Raw genomic sequence first — 22,648 nt, forward strand, 5'->3', positions numbered from 1 at the left:
AAGCAGCGTTTGCTGCGCTGCGATTCACCGATTATGTCGCGCCCTTCTCCATTTTTCGTGCATTGCCACGGTTCGAAGCGCTAAGAACACAATGAAATCAATAGCGCCAGCCATGGCCGGCATAGCCGGCTATGGCACATGCCTCTGGGGGCATTAGAAGGAGAGGGGACGTGTCGACTCTAATCAAGAACGCGATCTGGATCGCGGTCGGCATTTTCGGGGCCGCCTGTCTGGGCGGTATCGCCCTGAATCGGGGGGAAACGATCAACGCCTTCTGGTTCATCGCTGCGGCCGCCGGCATCTACGCCGTCGGCTACCGGCTCTATGCCGGCTGGATCACCGCCCAGGTCCTGAGCGCCGATCCCAGCCGGGCTACTCCGGCTCTGCGGCTCAATGACGGCCGCGACTACGTTCCGACCCACCGCTGGATCACCTTCGGCCATCACTTCGCCGCCATCGCCGGCGCCGGCCCGCTGGTCGGCCCCGTGCTGGCGGCCCAGTTCGGCTATCTGCCCGGCACCATCTGGCTGCTGGCCGGCGCCGTGCTGGGCGGCTGCGTGCAGGACATGGTGATCCTGTGGTGCTCCACCCGCCGCAACGGCCGCACGCTGGGCCAGATGGCCCGCGACGAGCTGGGGCCGGTGGCCGGTTCCGCCGCCCTGGTCGGCACCCTGATGATCATGGTGCTGATCGTGGCCGTGCTGGGCCTCGTGGTGGTCAATGCCATGAAGCACAGCCCCTGGGGCACCTTCACCGTGGCCATGACCATTCCCATCGCCATCCTGGTCGGCGTCTACATGCGTGTCCTGCGCCCGGGCCGGGTGATGGAGGGATCGCTGATCGGCCTCGTATTGCTGCTTGCCTCCACCTTCGGCGGCGGCTGGGTGGCCCATCATCCCGTGCTGGGTCCGCTGTTCGACTTCGACGGACCGACCCTGGCCCTGATGGTCATCGCCTATGGTGTCGTCGCCGCCATCCTGCCGGTCTGGCTGCTGCTGGCACCGCGCGATTACATCAGCACCTTCATCAAGCTGGGGGCCATCCTGCTGCTGGCCTTCGCCGTCATCGTCCTGCGCCCCGACATGCACATGCCGTCGATCACGCGCTTCGTTGACGGGACGGGGCCGGTGGTGGCCGGTCACATCTATCCGTTCCTGTTCATCACCATCGCCTGTGGCGCCATCTCGGGCTTCCATGCCCTGATCTCCTCCGGCACCACGCCGAAGCTGATCGCCAGCGAGGCCGACCTGCGCCTCGTCGGCTATGGCAGCATGATGATGGAGAGCTTCGTCGGCATCATGGCCCTGATCGCGGCCTGCGTGCTGGAGCCGGGCGTGTATTTTGCCATCAACAGTGCGGCCGGCGTCGTCGGCGCCTCTGCCGATCAGGCCGTGGCCACCATCAGCGGCTGGGGCTTCCCGGTCACGGTGGAGACCATGACCACCCTGGCCAAGGAGATGGGCGAGACCACGCTGATGCACCGGACCGGTGGCGCGCCGTCGCTGGCCGTGGGCATGGCGCACATCTTCGCCGGGGCCTTCGGCCAGAGCATGATGGCCGTCTGGTACCATTTCGCCATCATGTTCGAGGCCCTGTTCATCCTGACGGCCGTGGATGCCGGCACCCGCGTGGGCCGCTTCATGCTGCAGGACCTGCTGGGCAATATCTGGAAGCCGCTGGGCAACACCGGCTCCTATCCGTCCACGGTCATCTGTTCGGCCCTGTTCGTCGCCGCCTGGGGCTATTTCCTCTATATCGGCGTCATCGACCCCTATGGCGGCATCAACATCCTCTGGCCGCTGTTCGGCATCTCCAACCAGATGCTGGCCGCCATCGCCCTGGCCATCGCCACGGCCGTCCTGGTGAAGCAGGGCAAAGCGCGCTATGCCTGGGTCACCGGCCTGCCGATGGCCTTCCTGGCCGTGACCACCACGGTGGCGTCGTGGGAGAAGCTGTTCTCCGTCGACCCGCGCGTGGGCTTCCTGGCCGGTGCCGACGCCCTCGCCGCCAAGCTCGAGGCCGGCACCCTGACCGGCAAGGCCCTGGAGACGGCGCCGCAGCTGATCTTCAACCAGCGTCTGGACGCCGGCCTGACGGTGTTCTTCATCCTGGTGCTGTGGGTCACCATCATCGAGATGGCCCGCATCTCCTGGCGCCACACCAAGGGCCTGTCGGTGCCGCCGCTGTCCGAAGCGCCCTATGCTGCGGCCAGCGACTTCGACGCCGCCGTGGTCACGCGTGGAGGGCACTGAGCCATGATGGCGGGACCTGCCAGCTTTCTGCGCTCCGCCTGGACCGTCCTGCGGGAGGTTTCCGGTGACAACGCCTACGAAAGCTATCTGGCCCGTCACGCCGAGACGCACCCGGACCAGCCACCGCTGGACCGGGAAGCGTTCTACCTGTCGGAACTGGACCGGCGCTGGAGCGGGGTGAACCGCTGCTGCTGACCGGCGAAGACCGACCGACAGCCTGCAAGGGCCCGGATCGTTCCGGGCCCTTTTTCTTGCCGGAATCCGGCTCTCCCTATTCGATGACCTCCGCCACCTCGCGCATGCCCAGCGCCGTGGTCAGCAGGATGGCGTCGGCCCGCAGCAGATCCGCCACGGTCACCGGCCGGGACTCCGCGCTCCAGGCTTCCGCCAGGGTGGCGCGCATGGTGCCCGGCAGGGCACCCTCGGCCACCGGCGGCGTCACCCAGGTCCCGTCGATCTGCAGGAAGATATTGGAGGAACTGGTTTCCGCCACCCGACCTTGTGTGTTCAGCATGACGGCATCGTCCGCGCCCCGGCGGGCCGCCTCCTGGCGCGCCAGGATGCCGTCGAGATAGTTCAGGCTTTTCACCCGGCTGAGCGGGCTCTTCTCGTTGCGGCAGGTATTGCGCGCTACCACCAGCCGGGCCGGCGGTAATGGCCCGGGCAGCGGGCTGGCCGTCAGCAGCAGGGTCGGCATGGGATTGGCGGGGCGCAGCAGGCCGCGTGGTCCCGGCCCGGCCGTCAGCGTCAGGCGCACGGCCGCCGCCTCCAGCCCGTTGGCCGCAGCCACCGCGTCCACCGCATCGGCCAGGATCTCGTCCGTGGCCGGAATATCCAGGTCCAGCAATCTGGCCCCGGCCCGCAGACGAAGGAAATGCGCCTCCAGCCTTTGCCCGGTCCGGTCCTGTACCCGGATGGTCTCGAACAGCCCATCGCCCAGGGTGAATCCGCGGTCGAAGGGATCGATGCGCAAGGACTGCGCCGGAACCAGACTCCCGTTATGCCAGACCACCGTCATGCCGCTTCCACCCCTTCCTCACCCGACACCGGCGGCCATGCCATGGCCGGGTCGAGCGCCACCAGCAATGCCCGTACCTTCGTCAGGCTTTCCTCATACTCCGACACCGCGTCGCTGTCGGCGACAATGCCGCCGCCTGCCTGCGCCTGGACCTGGATCCGCCCATCGTCTCCCGGGGCCATGGCCAGCGTCCGGATGATGATGGAACTGTCCATGGCCCCATCCCAGCCGATCCAGGCCACGGACCCGCAATAGGGGCCGCGCCGTGCCGGTTCCAGCTCATGGATGATCTCCATGGCCCGGATCTTCGGCGCCCCGGTAATGGAGCCGCCGGGAAAAGCGGCGCGCAGCAGATCCACGACCCCGAAACCGGGACGCAGACGCCCCTCCACCACCGAAACCAGATGATGCACGGTCCTGTAGCTCTCCAGCCCCCAGAGCTGGGGCACCCGCACGCTGCCGACCTCCGCCACCCGCGACAGGTCGTTGCGCAGCAGGTCGACGATCATGAGATTTTCGGCCCGGTCCTTCTCACTGCCCAGAAGCTCCGCCGCCAAGGCATCGTCTTCCACCGGTGTCGTCCCGCGTGGACGGGTACCCTTGATCGGCCGCGTCTCGATCCGGCCATCCGCCGACAGGGCCAGGAAACGCTCCGGAGAACCGGAGGCGATGGCCCGTCCCTGCCCCAGATTGAGGAACGCACTGAAGGGCGCCGCCGTCCGCGGCCGCAGCCGCCGATAGACCTGCCAGGGGGTCGCGTCCGCGGCCAGACGGGCCAGGAACCGCTGTGTCAGGTTGGCCTGATAGATGTCGCCGGCGCGGATATAGGCCAGCAGCCGGCCCAGCGCCGCGGCATAGGCGCCCGGCGTCAGTTCGGCCCGCCAGCCGGGTGCCGCCAGCAGACAGGCCTCGTCATCCCTATCCGGCGCAACAGGCGATGACAGGCGCTGCGCCAGCGCGGCCGCGCGCCGGGCGGCTTCGTCCGGGCGGCGGCGCGGGTCCCGCTCCCGCTCGCCACCGCTGACCACCCAGGCCTGTCGGGCATGGTGGTCGAACAGGGCCACCGTATCATAAAGCCCGATGGCCAGATCGGGCAGCGGCAGCCCCCGGCGCCGTGGAACCGGCAGCCGCTCCAGCCAGATCCCGGCCTCATAGCCGAGGAAACCGACGGCCCCGCCCTGGAAGGGCGGCAGGGCCGGCAGGGCCGGACGGGTGTGGACGGACAGCAGCCGCTCCAGCACATGGAACGGATCGCCCGTCACCGGCGTGCCATCCACCCGCACGCTGCCGCCGTCCGCTTCGATCCAGGCGAAGGGGTCGGCACAGACGGCACTGAACCGCCCCCGTCCGCCACCGGCGGCTCCGTCCAGCAGCATGGTCCCCGGCAGGCCGGCCAGCGCCTGGGCGGCATCGGCCGGATCTCGGAACGGCAGGGGCAGGACGACGGGTAGGCAGATCATGGCGCGGACCATAGACCGCCGCCGGACCGGCAACAACCATCCAGCCGGTTACGGCGCAGCCGGTTGCGGCCCGGCGGGTTGCAGTGGCGCCTCGCGCCAGGGGCTGTGCGGACTGGCGCCTGATCCCCCGCTGTGGCTAAGTAGGCGCGCTGCGGCTTGGGCCGCACCGGACTTTCTAGAGGCGGTTGTCTCCATGCGCGTGATTCTTCGCATCTTCGCCGTGATCGGCATCCTGTCGGTCCTGCTGATCGGCGGGCTGGTGGCTCTGGTTGTCTCCTTCATGCCGGGAAAGCCGGCGCCGCTGCCGGACACCATGGTGTTGAGCTTCGATTTCGGCCGCTCCTTGAGCCAGGGCCATGCCAACGATCCTGTCTCCGCCCTGCTGGGCCAGCAATCCGCCACGATCAGCGACGTGGTCGGCGCCCTGAACGCCGCGGCCAAGGACCCGCGCATCAAAGGCCTGGTGGCGCGGGTCGGCGACAGTTCCCATTCGCTGGCCACGACCCAGGAACTGCGCGACGCCATCGACCGCTTCCGCAAGGCCGGCAAGTTCGCCATCGCCCATGCCGAAACCTTCGGTGAGACCGGCACCGGCATGCAGGCCTATTATCTGGCCAGCGCCTTCGACGAGGTCTGGCTGCAGCCGCTGGGCGACCTGTCCATCACCGGCATGCGGGCCGAACTGCCCTTCTACCGCGGAACGCTGGACAAGCTGGCGGTGGAGCCGCAGTTCGAACAGCGCAAGGAGTACAAGAGCTTCGCCGAGAGCTACACCCGCAAGGAGCCGTCGGCTGCCAACCGCGAGGCGACGGAGAGCCTGGTGGGTGACCTGTTCGAGCAATGGCTGGCCGGCGTCTCCGCCAGCCGCTCTCTGCCGCCGGACAGTGTCCGCGCCGCCGTCGACCGGGCACCGCTGCTGGACAAGGAAGCGGTGGAGGCCAAACTGATCGACCGGCTCGGCTACTGGGACGAGGCGGTGGACAGCGCCCGCGAGCGGGCCGGCCTCGGCAAGGCCGCCCCCCATCCCGCCGCACAGAAGGCTGGAAGCCGCGACGGCCTGATCGGGCTGCTGACCTACCGCGAGGCCGCCCCGCCCTCGCCGCCGGCCGACGCGCCGGTGGTGGCACTGATCGTCGGCAGCGGCGCCATTGTCCGCGGCGGCTCCGAGGTGGACCCGCTGTCGGGAGAGGCGAGCTTCGGTGCCACCGCCGTGGCCCGGGCCTTCGAGAGCGCCATCGACGATCCCGACGTCAAGGCCATCCTGTTCCGTGTCGACAGCCCCGGCGGCTCGGCCGTGGCGTCCGAGGTGGTCCGCCGTCAGGTGCAGAAGGCCCGCGCCGCCGGAAAGCCGGTGGTCGTCTCCATGGCCGATGTGGCCGCATCCGGTGGCTACTGGGTCTCCATGGGGGCCGACCGCATCGTTGCCCAGCCCGGCACCATCACCGGCTCCATCGGTGTGGTGGCGGGCAAGATCGTGGCCAAGGGGCTGATGGACATGGTCGGCGTCAGCACGGCCCCGATCAGCCGCGGCCGCAATGCCGGCATGTGGTCGGGCAACGATCCCTTCACCCCCTCGCAGCTGGAGCGGCTGAATGCCCAGCTGGACAGCACCTATGCCGGCTTCCTGCGTGGCGTGTCCGAAGGCCGGCAGCTGCCGCTGGAGAAGGTGGAGCAGATCGCCCGCGGCCGGGTCTATACCGGCCGGCAGGCCAAGGAGCTGGGGCTGGTCGACGCCCTGGGCGGGTATGATGTGGCGCTGAAGCAGGTCCGTGACCTGCTGGGCCTGCCGGAAACGGCACCGCTGGCCGTTCTGCCACTGCCCCGGCCGAAGAATCCGCTGCAGACCCTGATGGCCCTGGCTTCGGGTGACGAGTCGGAAGAAAGCGTGATGCAGTCGGTCAGCCGCCATCTCGGCGCCCAGGCCCTGGCCGATCTGCGGCCCGTGCTGGCTCCGCTGGCCCCGGTGCTGCGCCAGCGCAGCTTCGACGAGACCGTGCTGCTGATGCCGCCGCTGACGCTCGCCACCAACTGACCGACAACCGGGGACGGCCTCGCCGTCCCCGGCCCGGCTTCAGGCCTCGCGCACGCCGGCGATCAGGAACTCCTTGTTCCCCTCCGGGCCGGTGATGGGGCTCTCCGTGACCCCCAGCACCCGCCAGCCCGGCAATCCGGACAGCCAGCCGGTGATGCGCTCGCACACTTCCTGATGCAGTTCCGGCTCGCGCACGACGCCGCCCTTGCCGACCCGGCCCTTGCCCACCTCGAACTGCGGCTTGATCAGGGCGACCAGATGCGCGCCCGGCCGCGTCAGTCCCAGCGGGGCCGGCAGCACCGTCTCCAGCCCGATGAAGCTGGCATCGCAGACCACCAGGTCGATGGGATCGGGCACCTGCTCCGCGGTCAGGTGGCGGGCGTTGGTCTTCTCCATGACCACCACCCGCGGATCTTCCCGCAGCTTCCAGGCCAACTGGCCGTGCCCCACATCCACGGCATAGACCTTGGCCGCCCCGCGACTCAGCAGCACATCGGTGAAGCCACCGGTGGAGGCGCCCACATCCAGGGCGACCAGACCCGTGGGGTCGAGGCTGAACTGGTCCAGCCCCTTGACCAGCTTCAACCCGCCCCGGCTGACCCAGGGATGGTCCTGGCCCTTCACGGTCAGGGCCAGATCGGCAGCGACCATGTCCCCGGCCTTGTCGATGCGGCGCGTATCGGCATAGACCAGCCCGGCCAGGACCAGTGCCTGGGCCTTGGCACGGCTTTCGGCCAGCCCCCGCTCCACCAGCGCCTGATCGACTCTCACTTTTGGCTGCTTGGACATGCTTTGCAACTTCGTGGTATCTGAAGCGGAAAGAGGCGAGTCCCGAGGGATCGGAACAAGATGATGCGTATCCTGACCTGTGCCCTGCTGCTGGCCCTCCTGGGCCTCAGCGCCTGCAACACGGTGTCCGGCATCGGCAAGGACATCGAGAAGGCCGGCGAGGCCATCCAGGGCGCCGGCGAGAAAGGCAAGAAGTAGTCCGTTCGCATCCCCGCCGTCAAATGGCGCGGTGTGGGCTGTCCTGCGGGGAACGGCCCGGTCAAGGCCCGCGCGACGGACAGCCCCCGACATCATGATCCGGACCCCATGATCCTGTTGGGGCGCCGCACCCAGGGTGTCGGGCATCGCGCCCGTTTCGAACATAACCTCCGGGATAGGCAATCCGAATCGTCATTTCTTTCCTGAAATTACGCCTAAATAATTTCAATAGGAACGGAATGGAGGAGGAGGTGTTGCCATGAGCTGGGCACCAATCTCCACAGCGGCCGCCAACCTGTCGCGTTGGCTCGTGGATGTCCTCAGCGAGGACAAGCCGCCTCACGGCCCCGGCGTGACCGTCCGGGGGGCCGGGGCTCCCACCATGGTCGACCCGTTGCCCGTCGAGATGCAGACCCGGCTGAAACGCATGCTGGCCGGCGGCTCCCGGGCGGCCGTGGGCATGCATCTCATCGGCTTCGACACGCTGAAGGCCCGGCTCGGCCCCCGCTGGCCCCTGGTCCTGCACCGGGTCCAGGGCCTGACCGAGCGGCTGATCCAGCAGTCGGCCGGGGAGCATGACATCTGGTTCCGCCTGGGCGACGAGAACTATGTCATCGTCTTCGCCACGCTGGGCAAGCAACAGGCCCAGCTGGTCTGCGCCAAGTTGGTGGAACAGTTGCATACGCTGTTGCTGGGCGATCCCGACGCCGCCCATGTCACGGTGGAAACCATGATCATGAAGGTCGGCGGCAGCACCCTGGTCGAACGGCACAGCCTGGCCGAGCTGTTGTCCGATGCCCCGCGTCGGGACGACGACGCGCTGGAGGCGACCGGCACCCTGCCATCCCCGGACATGGCCATGTCCGGCATGTCCCTCGTCCCCGCCTCCACCCCGGCCGATTTGACCGGCGTGGAGATGTGGTACCAGCCGATCTGGGACACGCAGCACAAGGCGATTTCCGCCTATCTCTGCCGCCCCCATCGGCGGGGCCGGGATGGCGGTGGCACCTGGGGCTATGACATCCTGTCCCAGCCCGACAATGGCGACCAGTGTCTGGCGCTCGACCTGCTGGGCCTCGATGAGAGCATCGCCACCGTCGATGACCTGCACCGCAACCGCTTCCGGCTGATGCTGGTGCTGCCGCTGCATTTCGAGACCATGGCCTCCGCCACCCGGCGGCAGACCTATCTGGCCCACTGCCACAGCATTCCGCGGCATCTGCTGCGCTACATCATGTTTGTCCTGGTGGGTCTGCCCATCGGCATCCCCGTGGGGCGTCTGGCGGAAATCGTCAGTGCGCTCAAGCCCTACAGCCGCATCATCATGGCCAATGCCGATCCGCGCAGTGCCAATCTGCAGGTGTTCGCGGCGGCCGGCATCAACGGGGTGGGCACGGATCTTCCTTTTGTCCAGCAACGGGACCTGAGCCCGGCCGAGGCCCAGCGCATGGCCGCGTCAGCCCAGAAGGCCAAGCTTCTGACCTATATCGGTGATATCAGGGCGCCGGAGACGGCGCTGCTGCTGCAGGAGGCGGGGATCCTCTTCATTCACGGTCCGGCTGTCGGGCCGGCCCAGGAATTCCCCAGCCATATGGCCCGGTTCACCGCCGACGACCTGCGCCAACGTCTGGCCGAGGCACACTGACCGACGGCCGGGGGCACCAGCCCCCGGCTCCGAGGCCTGCGGCTGCTGCGATCTCAGGCCCGGGCGGTCGCGCTGCCGGCTGTGTCGATGCCCAGCGCCTTCAGGGCCGTGGCAACGATGTGCCGGGCATTGAGGCCCGCTTCCTCATACTGCTTGTAGGGCGAATCATGGTCCTGGAACTGGTCCGGCAGCACCATCGGCCGGACCTTGCAGCCATGATCCAGCAATCCCTCATGGGCCAGGAAGTGCAGCACGAAGCTGCCGAATCCGCCGATGGAGCCTTCCTCGATGGTGATCAGCACCTCATGGTCGGCCACCAGCCGGCGGACCAGATCCTCGTCCAGGGGCTTGGCGAAGCGGGCATCGGCCACCGTGGTGGACAGGCCGCGGGCGGCCAGATCCTCGGCTGCCTTCATGGCCTCGGCCAGACGGGTGCCCAGCGACAGGATGGCGATCTTGCTGCCCTGGCGCAGGACGCGGCCCTTGCCGATCTCCAGCGGCACGCCCTGCTCCGGCATATCCACGCCCACACCCTCGCCACGCGGATAGCGCACGGCGATCGGGCCGGCATCATAGGCGGCACAGGTGGCCACCATATGCACCAGTTCGGCCTCGTCGGCGGCGGCCATCAGCACCATGTTGGGCAGGCAGCCGAGATAGGCCACATCGAAGGCGCCGGCATGGGTGGCACCGTCCGACCCCACCAGCCCGGCCCGGTCGATGGCGAAGCGCACCGGCAGGTTCTGGATGCAGACATCATGCACCACCTGGTCATAGGCGCGCTGCAGGAAGGTGGAATAGATGGCGCAGAACGGCTTGTAGCCCTCCGCCGCCAGACCGGCCGCGAAGGTCACGGCATGCTGCTCGGCGATGGCCACATCATACATGCGGTCGGGAAAGGCTTTCTCGAACAGATCCAGCCCGGTCCCGGACGGCATGGCGGCGGTCACCGCCAGCACGCGCTCGTCCTTCTGCGCCTCCTTGACCAGGCTTTCGGCGAAGACGCGGGTGTAGCTGGGGGCATTGGCCTTGGGCTTGGCCTGGGTGCCGGTGATGACGTCGAACTTGGTGACAGCGTGCAGCTTGTCGGCACTGGCCTCCGCCGGGGCATAGCCCTTGCCCTTCTGCGTGACGCAATGGATCAGCACCGGGCCGCCATGGGGATCGTCGCGCACATTCTCCAGGATCGGGACCAGATGGTCGAGATTGTGCCCGTCGATGGGGCCGACATAGTAGAAGCCCAGCTCCTCGAACAGGGTGCCGCCGGTGACCATGCCACGGGCATATTCCTCGGCCCGCCGGGCGGCGTTCAGCAGTGGCCGCGGCAGATGCTCGGCCACCTGGCGGCCGATATCGCGCAGGCCGCGATAGGATTTCGACGAGATCAGCCGGGACAGATAGGCACTGAGCGCCCCCACCGGCGGCGCGATCGACATGTCGTTGTCGTTGAGGATGACCACCAGCCGCGAAGCCAGCGCCCCGGCATTGTTCATGGCCTCATAGGCCATGCCGGCGCTCAACGCGCCGTCACCGATGACGGCGATGACATTGTTCCTGGCTCCGGCCTTGTCGCGGGCCACGGCCATGCCCAGGCCGGCGGAAATGCTGGTGGAGCTGTGGGCCGCGCCGAACGGGTCATACTCGCTCTCGGCCCGCTTGGTGAATCCGGACAGGCCGCCGCCCATGCGCAGGGTGCGGATACGGTCGCGGCGGCCGGTGATGATCTTGTGCGGATAGCACTGGTGCCCCACATCCCAGATCAACCGGTCGGCGGGCGTGTTGAAGACGTAATGGATGGCCACCGTCAGCTCGACGACACCGAGACCGGCTCCCAGATGACCACCGGTCACGGAAACGGCGTCGATGGTCTCCTGACGGAGTTCTTCCGCCAGCTGCCGCAGCTGGGACGGGGGCAACCGGCGCAAATCGGCCGGAACCCGCACCTGATCCAGCAGCGGGGTCTTCGACTGACCCATTCCTCAACACTCCCCCGGTTTATGATCGCCGCTCGACGACGAAGCGGGCGACTTCTTTCAGCATATCTGCGCGTGAACCGAAAATGTCCAGGTGCCCAGCCGCCTGGTCCGCCAAACGGCGAGCCTGGGCCTTCGCCCGGTCTACCCCTAAAATAGAGACGAATGTTGCCTTTCCCGCGGCAACATCGCGGCCGACAGCCTTGCCGGTCTCATCCTCCGTGCCTTCCACATCCAGCAGGTCGTCCGCGATCTGGAACGCCAGCCCCAGATCATGGGCATAGGCCTGCAGCGCGTGCAGGTGCGCCGGGCTGGCCTTGCCGAGGATGGCGCCGGCAGCGGCCGAGAAGGCGATGATGTCGCCGGTCTTCATGCGCTGCAGCCGGGTGATGGCACCGATGTCGAAGGGGGTGCTCTCGGCGATCAGATCCAGCATCTGGCCGCCGACCATGCCGCGGGCGCCGGCAGCCCGGGACAGGGCCGCCACCAGCCTGCACCGGACCTGCGGGTCCTCATGGGTCTCCGGATCGGCCAGCACCTCGAAGGCCGCCGTCAGCAGGGCGTCGCCGGCCAGGATGGCCGTCGCCTCGTCGAACTGGAGATGCACCGTCTTGCGGCCGCGGCGCAGCGGGCTGTCATCCATGGCCGGCAGATCGTCATGGATCAGGCTGTAGCAGTGGATGAACTCCACCGCCGCCGCCGTGCGCAGGGCACAGGCCGGCGCCACCCCGAACATGCGGGCGCTTTCCATCACCAGGAAGGGCCGCAGCCGCTTGCCGCCGCCCAGGCAGCCATAGCGCATGGCATCGAACAGCCGGGCCTCCATCAGGTCGGCCTTCGGCAGCAGCACGTCGATGGCGGCTTCCACCTGTTCCACGGTGTCCGCCATGGCGGCTGTCAGGGTCTTTGGCAGGCTCGGCATGCAAGGGGTCCGGTCACAAGGGGGCAGGAACGGGCGGATCAGTCCAGACGCGCAGGCTCTAACCCCAGCGCGCCATCAGCCGACACGGTGATGCGGTCGACCTTGGCCTGCGCCTCCCGCAGCTTCAGCTCACAATGGCGCTTCAACAGCGTGCCGCGCTCATAGAAGCGGATGGCGTCGTCCAGCTTGGCCTTCCCCTCTTCCAACTGGCGCACGATGCGCTCCAGTTCGGCAAGGGCATCCTCGAAACTCAGGGCCGCAACATCGGGCGGAAGGTTCTGATCTGTCATGATATGCCGTGACGTCATCGGAACGGCGGACTGTAGGACCGGAACCGCGCCTATTCAAGCATTGTGCCCCAGGGAAATATTGGACCCCAGGGAAATGATATGGGGAAATGCTGTCGCCCTTTACCTCCCCCTTCTGCCCGGCCGCATCAGACCGCCATCAGCGCCTTGACATGGGCCGCGGCGCAGCTTGCTAGCGCCCGCAGGTCGTACCCTCCTTCCAGACAGGAAACCAGGCGCCCCTGTGCATGCCGGTCGGCGATTTCCCCCAGCTTGGTCGTGATCCAGGCGAAATCAGCCTCGGTCAGGTGCAAACCGCCCAGGGGATCGCGGGAATGGCCATCGAATCCGGCGGAAATCAGCACCAGTTCCGGGCGGAAGGCATCCAGCCGCGGCAGCAGCTGCAACTGCACGGCATGGCGGAATTCCGGGCTGGCCGCCATGGGCGGCAGGCAGGCATTGACCACATTGTCGAAGTCCCCCCGCTCCTTGACGGAACCGGTCCCCGGATAAAGCGGCCATTGATGGGTGGAAGCATAGAGCAGGTCGGGATCGTGCTCGACGAAGCTCTGGGTGCCGTTGCCGTGATGCACGTCGAAATCAATGATGGCGATCCGCTTCAGCCCATGCACGGCCCGGGCATGGGCCGCGCCCACGGCCACATTGTTGAACAGGCAGAACCCCATGGACTTGTCCGGTTCGGCATGGTGCCCCGGCGGCCGCACGGCACAGAAGGCGTTGCGGATCTCTCCGCCGCACACCGCGTCCACGGCGGCAACCACCGCGCCCGCCGCCCGCAAGGCCGCTTCCCCCGATCCGGGAGAGATCACGGTGTCCTCATCGATACTGCGGATGCCCTGGACCGGTATGCCGTCCAGCACCTCGGCCACATGGGCCGCCGGGTGGACGCGCTCCAACTGCGCCCGTGTTGCCAACGGGGCGTCGCGGCGGTCGAGGAACATGAAGTTCTCGTCCTCCAGCGCGGCCAGAACGGCGCGCAGGCGGGCCGGGCACTCGGGATGCTCCTCCCCCGTATCATGCTCCAGGCAGGCGGGATGGGAAAACAGCGCCGTGTTCATGCAGTCCGTTCTTCTTCGGGTTTCCTCCAGGGTCCATTCTCTTCCAATCCCGCATGAGTTTCATGGGAAATCGTCACGGCCGCACATCGAACCGACTGATCCCGGCTTGCCGGCTCATCCCTCTTTGCGGATGCGCAGCGTATAGACGCCCCCCTCATCCCGGCTTTCCAGCAACAGGTGCCCGGTTTCCTTGCACCAGGTGTCGAAATCCCGCGGTGCCGCCTTGTCCGTGGCGGTCACAAGCAGCACGCCGCCCGGCGGCAGATCCTTCAGCCGCTTGCGGGCCCGCAGCACAGGCAGCGGACAGATCAGACCCGTGCAGTCCAGTGCGATTTCCTGATCGGCCATCGCCGTCTCCTCGGCATGCGCAAAAAAGTTAAAAATATATGAAAAATTTCGGCTAAGCGCTTGACGCCCGTCAGGACAGGCCAAGATTGCTTCGACATGGACCCGCACGAACTTAGAGTCAACGCACGGCGCGCCAGTATCCTGCTCAAGGCCATGGCCAATGAACGACGTCTGGAGATCCTCTGCCATCTGGCCGGGGGGGAACATTCCGTCAGCGCACTGGAACGGCTGCTGGGTCTGTCGCAGTCGGCATTGAGCCAGCACCTCGCCCGCCTGCGCCTGGATGGTCTGGTCAGAACCCGACGGAGCGCACAGACCATCTACTACCGCCTGGACGGACATCAGGCAGAGGTCGTCATGACCGCCCTCCACAGTCTGTTCTGCGGGGCCGGCACTGATGACAAGGCCAAGCCTGACAGTCAGCCGCTGTCGACGCGCTGAGGCGCACCCGCCTCAACCGGGATGCCGGACCAGACCGGCGACGGCCAGACAGAGCCAGCCACCGATGAAGGATAGGCCGCCAACCGGCGCCACCATCCCCAGGGCACTGGGGCCGAACCATCCCAGCAGGTAAAGCGCACCGGGGAACAGCAGGCAGCCGACAGCGAACAGGATGCCCGCCGGCAGCAGCGGCCCGCGCACGGCAGCCCTCCGGAGCGCGACGATGGCGGCGATGGCCAGGGCATGCACCATCTGATAGTGGCTGGCCGTGGTCCACAGCTCCACCGCCCGCTGGCCCTTCACCGGTCCCAGACCGTGGGAGGCATAGGCGCCACAGCCGACCGCGATGGCGCCGAACAGGCCGGCGGCCAGCAGCAGGGCACGGGTGGACCGATCGGACATCGCGGGGGACCTTCTTGCACAGGCGTCTCCGGTCCCCAGAGGGCAGGGCCTGGGCCGGACAACGGAACGGGCCGGAATCCCCATGCAGGAGATGCCGGCCCGTCGCCAGTTTTCCAGAAGAAGGGGCCGGGGAAAAGGGCCTTTCCCCGGCCCCGGCTGGTCAGGCCGCCGCCGGCAGATCGGCCAGCAGGATCTCGGCCTCGTCCAGCGCCTCGATGGTCAGCACCGCCTCGTCGCGGATGGCGGCGCCGTCACGGGCATCGATCTCCACGCCGTTGACCTTCACCCGGCCGCGGGCCGGCACCAGATAGGCCAGACGCCGGCCCAGCTCATGGGTGACGATGCTGCCCTTGGGCAGGGTCGCCCCCAGGATGGCCGCGTCCTGATGGATCATCAGGGCGCCCTTCTCGGCGTCACCCGGCCGGCCGCCGGCCAGGACCACCAGCTGTCCGGCCTTGTCGCCCTTGGGAAACTTGCGGGCCTCCCAGCGCGGCTCCACGCCGGCCTTGTTGGGGATGATCCAGATCTGGAAGATCTGGGTCACACCCGGCTCCCGGTTGTACTCGGCATGGACGATGCCGGTGCCGGCACTCATCACCTGCACGTCGCCTGCTTCCGTGCGCCCCTCATTGCCCAGGAAATCCTGGTGGGTGATGGCGCCCTGGCGGACATAGGTGATGATTTCCATGTCGCGGTGCGGATGCGGGTCGAACCCGGTGCCGGCGGCGATGGTGTCGTCATTCCACACCCGCAGCGGCCCCCACTGCATCCGGTTCGGATCACGGTAATGGCCGAAGCTGAAATGGTGTTTGGCGTCGAGCCAGCCGAAATGGGCGTTGCCCAGGCTCGACAGCGAACGGCGTTCGATCATGATACCCTCCTTGGCCCCGCCCCCGGCCCCGGACTGGCAGCCGGCGGGCGGTCCTGTTGCACGCATCAAAGGGCGGAACGGACCGGTCGGGCCGCACCCGTCCGCCCTGATCCGCAGCCTCAGCCCTTCAGCTTGGCCGCGATCTTGGCCACATGGGCACCCTGGAAGCGGGCGCCATCCAGTTCCACGGCGCTGGGCTTGCGGCTGCCGTCGGCGTCGGCCAGGGTGGTGGCGCCATAGGGCGTGCCGCCCTTGACCTCATCCAGCCCGCCCTGACCGGCGAAGGAATAGGGCAGGCCGACCACGACCATGCCGTGATGCATCAGCATGGGCAGGGTGGTCAGGATGGTGCTTTCCTGGCCGCCATGCTGCGAGGCGGTGCTGGCGAAGACACTGCCGACCTTGCCGATCAGCGCGCCCTTGGCCCACAGACCGCCGGTCTGGTCCCAGAAGTTGGCCATCTGCGAGGCCATGCGGCCATAGCGCGTCGGGGTGCCGATGATGATGGCGTCATAGTCCACCAGCTCCGTCGGGCTGGCGATGGGGGCCTGCTGGTCCAGCTTCATGCCGCTGCGCTTGGCGATCTCGTCCGGCACCAGTTCCGGCACGCGCTTGACGACGACCTCGGTCCCCGCAACGGACCGGGCGCCCTCGGCCACGGCCGAGGCCATGGCCTCGATATGGCCGTAGCTGGAATAATAGAGAACCAGAACCTTGGTCATCATCGGTCTCCTGCTTTTGTGGGGCGCGCCGTGGCGCTCCGTCTGCGTCTCGGGAAACGCCGGGGCGTTTCCTTGGATCGGTGTCGTTCACCGGTGGCCCTAGAGATAGCGCGTTGCCATTCCTCCGATAATCGCCGACATTCGCATCGGATCGTTTCACCGAACAGAACAATGGCGACTGGGCACCATGGACAAGCTGGAGGACCTCAGACTCTTCACCCTGGTGGCCGAAACACGGAGTTTCACCCGCGCCGCGGACAAGCTGAACCTGTCGAAATCGGCCGCCAGCCGCCGCATCGCCGAGCTGGAGGGACGGCTGGGTGCCCGCCTGCTGAACCGGACGACCCGCAGCATCAGCCTGACACCGGTGGGCCAGAGCTTCTTCGAGCGGGTGGCCCAGATCCTGGCCGAACTGGACGAGGCGGAATCCGCCGTCGCCAATGAACGGCAGGCTCCCCGCGGCCTGCTGCGGGTGGCGGCCCCCATGTCCTTCGGTCTGCGTCATCTGGCTCCGGTCGTGGCTGCCTTTCTCGACCAGTACCCCGAGGTCCAGGTCGAGATGGATGTATCCGACCGCTTCGTCGACCTGGTCGACGAAGGCTACGATCTGGCGGTGCGCATCGGCCGGCTGAAGGACAGTTCCCTGATCGCCCGGCGGATCTGCCCGATCCGGGCCGTGCTCTGCGCCAGTCCTGCCTATCTCGAAAAGCATGGGGCACCGCAGACACCGGATGATATCGCGGGCCGCGACTGCCTGCTCTACACCAACATGCCGACGCCCGACCTCTGGTCGTTCCGGACGGCACCGGGAGCGGAGGAAACCCGCACGGTGCGCGTCCATGGCCGGCTGCGCGTCAACAATGGCGACATGCTGCGCGAAGCCGCCATCGCCGGCCAGGGGCTGGTGCATCTGCCCACCTTCATCATCGGCGATGAGCTGGCGGATGGCCGGCTGGTGCCCCTGCTGCTGGACTGGACCGGACCGGACTCCGCCATGCATGCGGTCTATCCCGCCAACCGCCATCTCAGCCCGAAGGTCCGGGCCTTCGTCGATTTCCTCGCCGGCAAATTCGGCCCCGTCCCCTATTGGGACAGCGGCCTGACCGTGCTCAAGGGAGGGTGAGCGGCGCCGCACCCGGCGCAGCGGCAATCAGCGCACCGGCAGCACCGGCCGGCATCGGCCTGCCGAACAGATAGCCCTGCAGGAACTGGCAGCCGAGCCGGGTCAGTTCATCGGCCTGTTCCGGCAGCTCCACCCCTTCCGCCACCACCTCCAGGTCGAGCTGCTGGGCCAGGGCCATCATGGTGCGCAGGATGGTCCGGCTCTCATAGCGGTCGATCATGCTCTGGACGAAGGCCCGGTCCACCTTCAGGAAGTCGAACGGCAGGGTCTGGAGATAGGACAGGTTGGAATAGCCGGTGCCGAAATCATCCATGCACAGGCGGATGCCCAGGTCGCGCAGGCCGCTGAGGATTTCGGCGGCATAGGTCGGAGCACCGATGATGGTGCTCTCCGTCACCTCCAGCTTCAGCAGGGTCGGATCGACCCCGCTCTCGGCGATCACCGCCTGCACCCCATCAAGGAAGCCCGGCTCCGCCAGCTGTGCCGCCGAGATGTTGACCGAAACCCAGACCCGGCGGCCGGCATCGCGGTTCCAGGCCGCCGTCTGCAGGGCGGCCTGCCGGATGACCCAGCTTCCCAGCGGCACGATCAGGCCGGTTTCCTCGGCCGTGGGGATGAAGGCCACGGGGGCGATCATGCCCCGGACGGGGTGATGCCAGCGCACCAGCGCCTCGAAGGCCACGACCGCACGCGTTTCGGCCGCCACGATCGGCTGGTAATAGAGTTCGAACTGGTTCTGCCGCAATGCCGCATTGAGTTCGATGGAGAGTCCCAGCCGCCCCGGCTCCGGCGTCGAGCCGATGACCACCTCGACCAGCCGGCCATGGGCACGCTTCGACCGTTGCAGGCTCTCTTCCGCCCGCGCCACCAGCTCCTCGGCATGGCAGTCCCGGCCGGCCGACCAGGCCAGACCGGGCGTCACCAGCGGGTGGATCTCCTTGCCGGCCAGTTCCACAGGCGCGGTCAGGGCCTGGAGCAGGGTCTGAGTCTGGTGCCGCGCCTCTGCCAGCGTCGCGCCCGGCAGCAGGACGGCGAACTGGTCGCCGCCGATGCGCCCACAGCGGACCTGGGGGCCAAGCCGGCTGCTGGCGGCCTGCAACCGCTCCGCCGTCAGCAGCAGCAGCCGATCCCCCCAGGCCACGCCCAGTTCCTGGTTGATGTCGCGGAACCGCAGCAGATCGATGACGATGACGGCGAAGGGGGTGGCCGCTTCCCGCCCCACCAGAAGGGCATCCAGCGTCGATGCCAGCCCTGTCCGGTTCAGCAGGCCGGTGGCGCGGTCATGCGTGCGATCCTCGGCCAGTTGCTCCAGCAGCAGCACCGCCTCCAGCCCGGCCATGGCGGTGCGCGCGAACAGCTGCATCAGCGGCGCTTCCAGCGCCAGGGGCTCCATGGTCCAACCGACATAGATGACCAGAGCCGTGTCCGGCGTCAGCTGGGCATGGGTGGACAGCCAGCCCGGTCCCTGAAGGGAGCGGGCCTGGACCAGCGCCTCCATGACCGGATCACGCATCCCCGCCAGCACGGGAGAGCAAAGGGGCAATCCCTGCAGCGTTTCGGCCGTATCCCCCGGAATGATGCCACCGAGGACACGCGGTTCGCCCACCGGTGTTCCGGCCATCAGGTCGGCCCGGACCAGCAGCAGCACCGGCTCGCTGCCGACCAGCCCCCGCAGACTGTCCGCCAGCAGGGCCGTGAAGCCGGACAGGGAGCGCTCCGCCAGCAGCCGGGCCGTGGCCCCCATCACCTTGGCCATGGCCTGGCCATGCGCCTCGATGACGTGGAGCTGATCATAGGCACGCAAGGCTGTCAGGACCGAGGTCCACAGCCGGGTCGCCGTCAGTTCATCCTTCGCCTTGTAATCATTGATGTCGTAGCGGGCCACCACCTCGCGTTCGGGAGCCTGTCCGGGCTGGCCGGTCCGCAGGATGATGCGCACCAGCGGATTGCGCAGATCGTCCCGGATCTGCTGTACCAGATCCAGCCCGGCATCCTCGGTCTCCATGACGACGTCGAGCAGGATCAGCGCCGTTTCCGGATGGGCCTCCAGCAGCGCCCGCCCTTCGACCGCCGAATAGGCGCTGAGGAAATGCAGACCCCGTCCGTGGAAGCTGAACCGGCGCAGGGCGAGCCGTGTCGCCGTATGCACGCCAACGTCATCATCGACGATCAGAACCGTCCAGGGGGCGGCAGCAGAAACTGGTGCCGCCGGCGGTTCCTCAGCATAGTCCATCAGATCTGCGGCCATGGGCCCGGTCACCTTTGCATCGGCTCGTGATAGCAAACCCGCGCCCCCTTGTCGCCGACTATGATGCCCCCGCATCATTCACCCACGGTTGCATTCATATCAGGTCAGGGACCTTTTCAAAGGCCCGACAGCTTCAAAGGCCCGGCAGTGGCCCGATGCCCCGTGGGCGTCAGCGCGATTGGCGGGGGCGGCGCGTCAGCCGGCTTGTTCCCGCTGTGGCACAGCGATAGGGTCCCGTCATCACCTCACCCGCAGCGACGGCGGGTCTCATCGGCGCCGGCACGGATGTCTCTCGCGACCATGGCCAACCTCGTCTACACCTTGCTCGCGGTCGCGGGGCTCCTGGCCCTGATCAGCCTGCTGCCTCCCCTGGCCCAGCGGCTGCGGCTGCCCTACACCGTGCTGCTGGCGGCCGTCGGCGTTGCACTGGGCCTGGCCCAGGCCACGGTCGGGCGCGGCCCCCCAGAAGGCATGGGGGCCATGGGCGACTTCCTGCGCGCCACGGGTGATCTGGAACTGTCCTCCTCGGCCTTCCTCTACCTGTTCCTGCCGGTGCTGCTGTTCGAAACGGCGCTGTCGATCGATGTTCGGCGCCTTCTCGATGATTTCGGCCCCATCCTGCTGCTGGCCGTGGTGGCCGTGCTGATGACCACCATCGTCGGCGGTTTCGCCATGTGGGGGGGCTGGTGGCTCTGGCATGGCAGCGGCAGCGGGCACATGCTGACGGTCTGCCTGCTGCTGGCGGCCATCATCGCCACCACGGACCCGGCCGCCGTGGTCGGGATCTTCCGCGATGTCGGTGCCCCCCGCCGCCTCTCCATCCTGGTGGAGGGGGAAAGCCTGTTCAACGATGCCGCCGCCATCGTGCTGTTCTCGCTGCTGGTGGGCATTCTCACCGCCGGCAAGGCCATCGATGTGGTGGCGGCCAGCGGCGATTTCCTGTTGAAATTCCTGGGCGGCGTCAGCCTGGGCTGGGCCTTCGGCAAACTGGTGGGCTGGGTCGTGACCCCGCTGCGCAATCAGGCGCGCTCGGAAATCACCCTGACCGTCAGCCTCGCCTATCTCACCTTCATCGCCGGCGAACATTACCTGCATGTGTCCGGCGTCGTCGCCGTGGTGACGGCGGGGCTGGTGCTGGCGGCCGAGGGGCGGACCCGCATCAGCCCGGAAAGCTGGGCGGGGCTGGAACAGGTCTGGGGACAGCTGGGCTTCTGGGCCAGTTCATTGATCTTCATCCTGGCGGCCATGCTGATCCCGCCGACACTGGCCAATGCCACCTGGGGACATCTCGTCCTGCTGGCCGCGCTGATCGCCGGGGCCACCGTCGCCCGCGCCCTGGTGATCTACGGGCTGCTGCCGGGCCTTACGGCCCTGGGGGCCGCCGACCATATCAGCCATCCGTACAAGGCCGTGATGCTGTGGGGCGGCCTGCGCGGCGCCGTGTCCCTGGCCCTGGCCCTGGCCGTGTCCGAAAACCGGCGGGTGCCAGACGGCACACAGGAGATGGTGGCCGTGGTGGTCACGGGGTATGTGCTGTTCACCCTGTTCGTCCAGGGCACCACGCTGCGCCCGCTGATGAAGCTGTTGCGTCTCGACCGGTTGACGCCGGTGGACATGGCCCTGCGCAACCGGGCGCAGGGACTGTCACTGGGCACCGTGCGCACCGAGGTGGAGGCCATCGCCGTCAAGTTCGGTGTTGACCCGCAGCCGGCACTGGAACCGCTGCTGGAGCGTGGCGCCGCCCTGGCGCAGGAGCATGTGGATCTGGAGCAGCGCTATGGCGCCCTGTCGGTGGAGGACCGGGTCTATGTCGGCCTCTCCACCCTGGCCCTGCGCGAAGAGGAGCGCTACCTCACCCACTTCAAGGAGGGCGTGCTGTCACGCCTGACGGTGCAGACCCTGATCGCCGCCGCCGGCCGGTTGCAGGACGGGGTGAAGACCGGTGGCCGTGCCGGCTACGAGCGGGTCACCCGCCGCATGCTGCGGCTGTCGCCCAGCATCCGCTTCAGCCTGTGGCTGCAGCGGCAGACCGGGTGGGAACGCCCCCTGGCCGCCCGCCTGTCGGAGCGCTTTTCCGAACTGGTGGCTCAGCGCTTCACCCTGGAGGAGCTGCAATCCTTCGTGACCGACCGCCTGTCCCCCATGCTGGGGCGCGAGGTCGGCACCATCCTGGCCGAGGTGCTGCAGACGCGGATGGAGGGGCTGCAACACGCCATGGATGCCATGCGCCTGCAATATCCGGCCTATCTGGCCGAGGTGCAGGCGCGCTACCTGCTGCGGGCGGGGCTCCGCTATGAGGAGCGCACGCTGAAATCGCTCTATGACGAGTCGCTGATCAGCCGAGAGGTCTACAAGGATCTGGAACGGGACATCCGCCGGCGCTGGCTCGATGCCGAGCGTCCGCCGCGCCTGGATCTGGGGCTGGCGACCGCGGATCTGGTGGCGCGCGTGCCCCTGTTCGCCGATCTGGACCCGGAGCGGCTGAAGCGGATCGAGCGGTTGCTGACACCGCGGCTCTATGTGCCCGGCGAGGCCATCGTGCGCAAGGGTGAGCGGGGGGATGCCATGTTCTTCATCTCCTCCGGCGCCGTCGCCGTCCGCGTTCCCGGCCTCAGCGCCCCGGTCCGGCTGGGCACCGGCGATTTCTTCGGTGAGATGGCGCTGGTGCTGGACCAGCCCCGCAATGCCGATGTGGAGGCCATCGCCTATTGCCGGGTGCTGGTGCTGGACCGCCGGGATTTCCGCCGCCTGTATGACGGTGACGCCGACCTCAGGGCCCATATCAACGCCATCATCGCCCGACGGCTGCCGGGCGCCAAGCCGGCGGCCTGACCACGG

At 67.8% G+C, this 22,648-nt stretch carries 20 protein-coding genes; 8 read left to right on the top strand and 12 right to left on the bottom strand.

Annotation, left to right across the window (positions count from 1 at the left end; genetic code table 11):
* The first annotated feature begins 170 nt into the window (after positions 1-170).
* The gene (locus tag DK368_RS16605; RefSeq protein ID WP_114395095.1) at positions 171-2,252 is read left to right on the top strand and encodes a carbon starvation CstA family protein; all 2,082 of its coding nucleotides are present in this window, start codon (positions 171-173) and stop codon (positions 2,250-2,252) included.
* Between the two features lie 3 nt (positions 2,253-2,255).
* Positions 2,256-2,447, top strand: coding sequence for a YbdD/YjiX family protein (locus DK368_RS16610; RefSeq protein ID WP_114395096.1), 192 nt, complete (start codon positions 2,256-2,258; stop codon positions 2,445-2,447).
* Between the two features lie 76 nt (positions 2,448-2,523).
* Here the strand turns inward: DK368_RS16610 and DK368_RS16615 are convergent, their stop codons facing one another.
* On the bottom strand, positions 2,524-3,270 hold the full coding sequence (locus DK368_RS16615) for an aminotransferase class IV (protein WP_114395097.1): 747 nt from the start codon (positions 3,268-3,270) through the stop codon (positions 2,524-2,526).
* A complete protein-coding gene (gene pabB, locus DK368_RS16620) occupies positions 3,267-4,730 on the bottom strand; it encodes an aminodeoxychorismate synthase component I (protein ID WP_114395145.1) in 1,464 nt (487 codons plus the stop codon). Before pabB ends, DK368_RS16615 begins: the two co-directional genes overlap by 4 nt.
* Before the next feature lie 193 nt (positions 4,731-4,923).
* Between pabB and sppA the strand changes: the two genes are divergently transcribed.
* Positions 4,924-6,762 (top strand): signal peptide peptidase SppA, encoded by a 1,839-nt coding sequence (sppA, locus tag DK368_RS16625; RefSeq protein WP_114395098.1) that lies wholly within the window; start codon positions 4,924-4,926, stop codon positions 6,760-6,762.
* Positions 6,763-6,801: 39 nt separating this feature from the next.
* On the opposite strand, the gene DK368_RS16630 is transcribed toward sppA, so the two are convergent.
* Positions 6,802-7,551 (bottom strand): TlyA family RNA methyltransferase, encoded by a 750-nt coding sequence (locus DK368_RS16630; protein ID WP_114395099.1) that lies wholly within the window; start codon positions 7,549-7,551, stop codon positions 6,802-6,804.
* Positions 7,552-7,611: 60 nt separating this feature from the next.
* Here DK368_RS16630 and DK368_RS16635 point away from each other — a divergent pair, with 60 nt between their 5' ends.
* Together DK368_RS16635 and DK368_RS16640 are read left to right on the top strand one after the other, a co-directional pair.
* On the top strand, positions 7,612-7,749 hold the full coding sequence (locus DK368_RS16635; protein ID WP_114395100.1) for an entericidin A/B family lipoprotein: 138 nt from the start codon (positions 7,612-7,614) through the stop codon (positions 7,747-7,749).
* 259 nt (positions 7,750-8,008) lie between these two features.
* Positions 8,009-9,394, top strand: a complete 1,386-nt coding sequence (locus tag DK368_RS16640; RefSeq protein ID WP_114395101.1) for a nucleotidyl cyclase domain-containing protein — start codon at positions 8,009-8,011, stop codon at positions 9,392-9,394.
* A gap of 53 nt (positions 9,395-9,447) precedes the next feature.
* Here DK368_RS16640 and dxs read toward each other — a convergent pair whose 3' ends face one another.
* The 5 genes from dxs to DK368_RS16665 all read right to left on the bottom strand — a co-directional run bounded on the left by dxs (position 9,448) and on the right by DK368_RS16665 (position 14,003).
* On the bottom strand, positions 9,448-11,370 hold the full coding sequence (gene dxs, locus DK368_RS16645; protein ID WP_114395102.1) for a 1-deoxy-D-xylulose-5-phosphate synthase: 1,923 nt from the start codon (positions 11,368-11,370) through the stop codon (positions 9,448-9,450).
* Between the two features lie 19 nt (positions 11,371-11,389).
* Positions 11,390-12,289, bottom strand: a complete 900-nt coding sequence (locus DK368_RS16650; RefSeq protein WP_114395103.1) for a polyprenyl synthetase family protein — start codon at positions 12,287-12,289, stop codon at positions 11,390-11,392.
* Between the two features lie 38 nt (positions 12,290-12,327).
* Positions 12,328-12,579: an exodeoxyribonuclease VII small subunit gene (locus tag DK368_RS16655; protein WP_114395104.1), complete on the bottom strand. Its 252-nt coding sequence runs from the start codon at positions 12,577-12,579 to the stop codon at positions 12,328-12,330.
* Positions 12,580-12,725: 146 nt separating this feature from the next.
* Positions 12,726-13,655, bottom strand: a complete 930-nt coding sequence (locus tag DK368_RS16660; protein ID WP_114395105.1) for a histone deacetylase family protein — start codon at positions 13,653-13,655, stop codon at positions 12,726-12,728.
* A gap of 114 nt (positions 13,656-13,769) precedes the next feature.
* A complete protein-coding gene (locus DK368_RS16665) occupies positions 13,770-14,003 on the bottom strand; it encodes a sulfurtransferase TusA family protein (RefSeq protein WP_114395106.1) in 234 nt (77 codons plus the stop codon).
* A gap of 96 nt (positions 14,004-14,099) precedes the next feature.
* On the opposite strand from DK368_RS16665, the gene DK368_RS16670 reads away from it, so the two are divergent.
* Positions 14,100-14,444 (top strand): ArsR/SmtB family transcription factor, encoded by a 345-nt coding sequence (locus DK368_RS16670; RefSeq protein ID WP_114395107.1) that lies wholly within the window; start codon positions 14,100-14,102, stop codon positions 14,442-14,444.
* A 12-nt stretch (positions 14,445-14,456) separates the two neighbouring features.
* On the opposite strand, the gene DK368_RS16675 is transcribed toward DK368_RS16670, so the two are convergent.
* From DK368_RS16675 to wrbA, 3 genes are all read right to left on the bottom strand, one after another.
* A complete protein-coding gene (locus DK368_RS16675; protein ID WP_114395108.1) occupies positions 14,457-14,846 on the bottom strand; it encodes a DUF423 domain-containing protein in 390 nt (129 codons plus the stop codon).
* 160 nt (positions 14,847-15,006) lie between these two features.
* Positions 15,007-15,717, bottom strand: coding sequence for a pirin family protein (locus DK368_RS16680; RefSeq protein ID WP_114395109.1), 711 nt, complete (start codon positions 15,715-15,717; stop codon positions 15,007-15,009).
* 119 nt (positions 15,718-15,836) lie between these two features.
* Entirely contained in the window at positions 15,837-16,439 is a 603-nt protein-coding gene (gene wrbA / locus DK368_RS16685) for an NAD(P)H:quinone oxidoreductase (protein ID WP_114395146.1), read from the bottom strand.
* 187 nt (positions 16,440-16,626) lie between these two features.
* On the opposite strand from wrbA, the gene DK368_RS16690 reads away from it, so the two are divergent.
* Positions 16,627-17,562 carry a LysR family transcriptional regulator gene (locus DK368_RS16690; RefSeq protein WP_114395110.1) on the top strand — a complete coding sequence of 312 codons (936 nt, stop codon included), beginning with the start codon at positions 16,627-16,629 and terminating at the stop codon, positions 17,560-17,562.
* Here DK368_RS16690 and DK368_RS16695 read toward each other — a convergent pair.
* Positions 17,549-19,810 carry a putative bifunctional diguanylate cyclase/phosphodiesterase gene (locus tag DK368_RS16695; protein WP_162306071.1) on the bottom strand — a complete coding sequence of 754 codons (2,262 nt, stop codon included), beginning with the start codon at positions 19,808-19,810 and terminating at the stop codon, positions 17,549-17,551. The two genes, DK368_RS16690 and DK368_RS16695, sit on opposite strands and share 14 nt — an antisense overlap.
* Positions 19,811-20,110: 300 nt before the next feature.
* Here DK368_RS16695 and DK368_RS16700 point away from each other — a divergent pair, with 300 nt between their 5' ends.
* The gene (locus DK368_RS16700) at positions 20,111-22,642 is read left to right on the top strand and encodes a cation:proton antiporter (RefSeq protein WP_114395112.1); all 2,532 of its coding nucleotides are present in this window, start codon (positions 20,111-20,113) and stop codon (positions 22,640-22,642) included.
* Positions 22,643-22,648: the final 6 nt, after the last annotated feature.

The sequence above is a fragment of the Oleisolibacter albus genome (genome assembly GCF_003336875.1).
In the GTDB taxonomy this organism is placed as follows: Bacteria; Pseudomonadota; Alphaproteobacteria; order Azospirillales; family Azospirillaceae; genus Niveispirillum; species Niveispirillum album.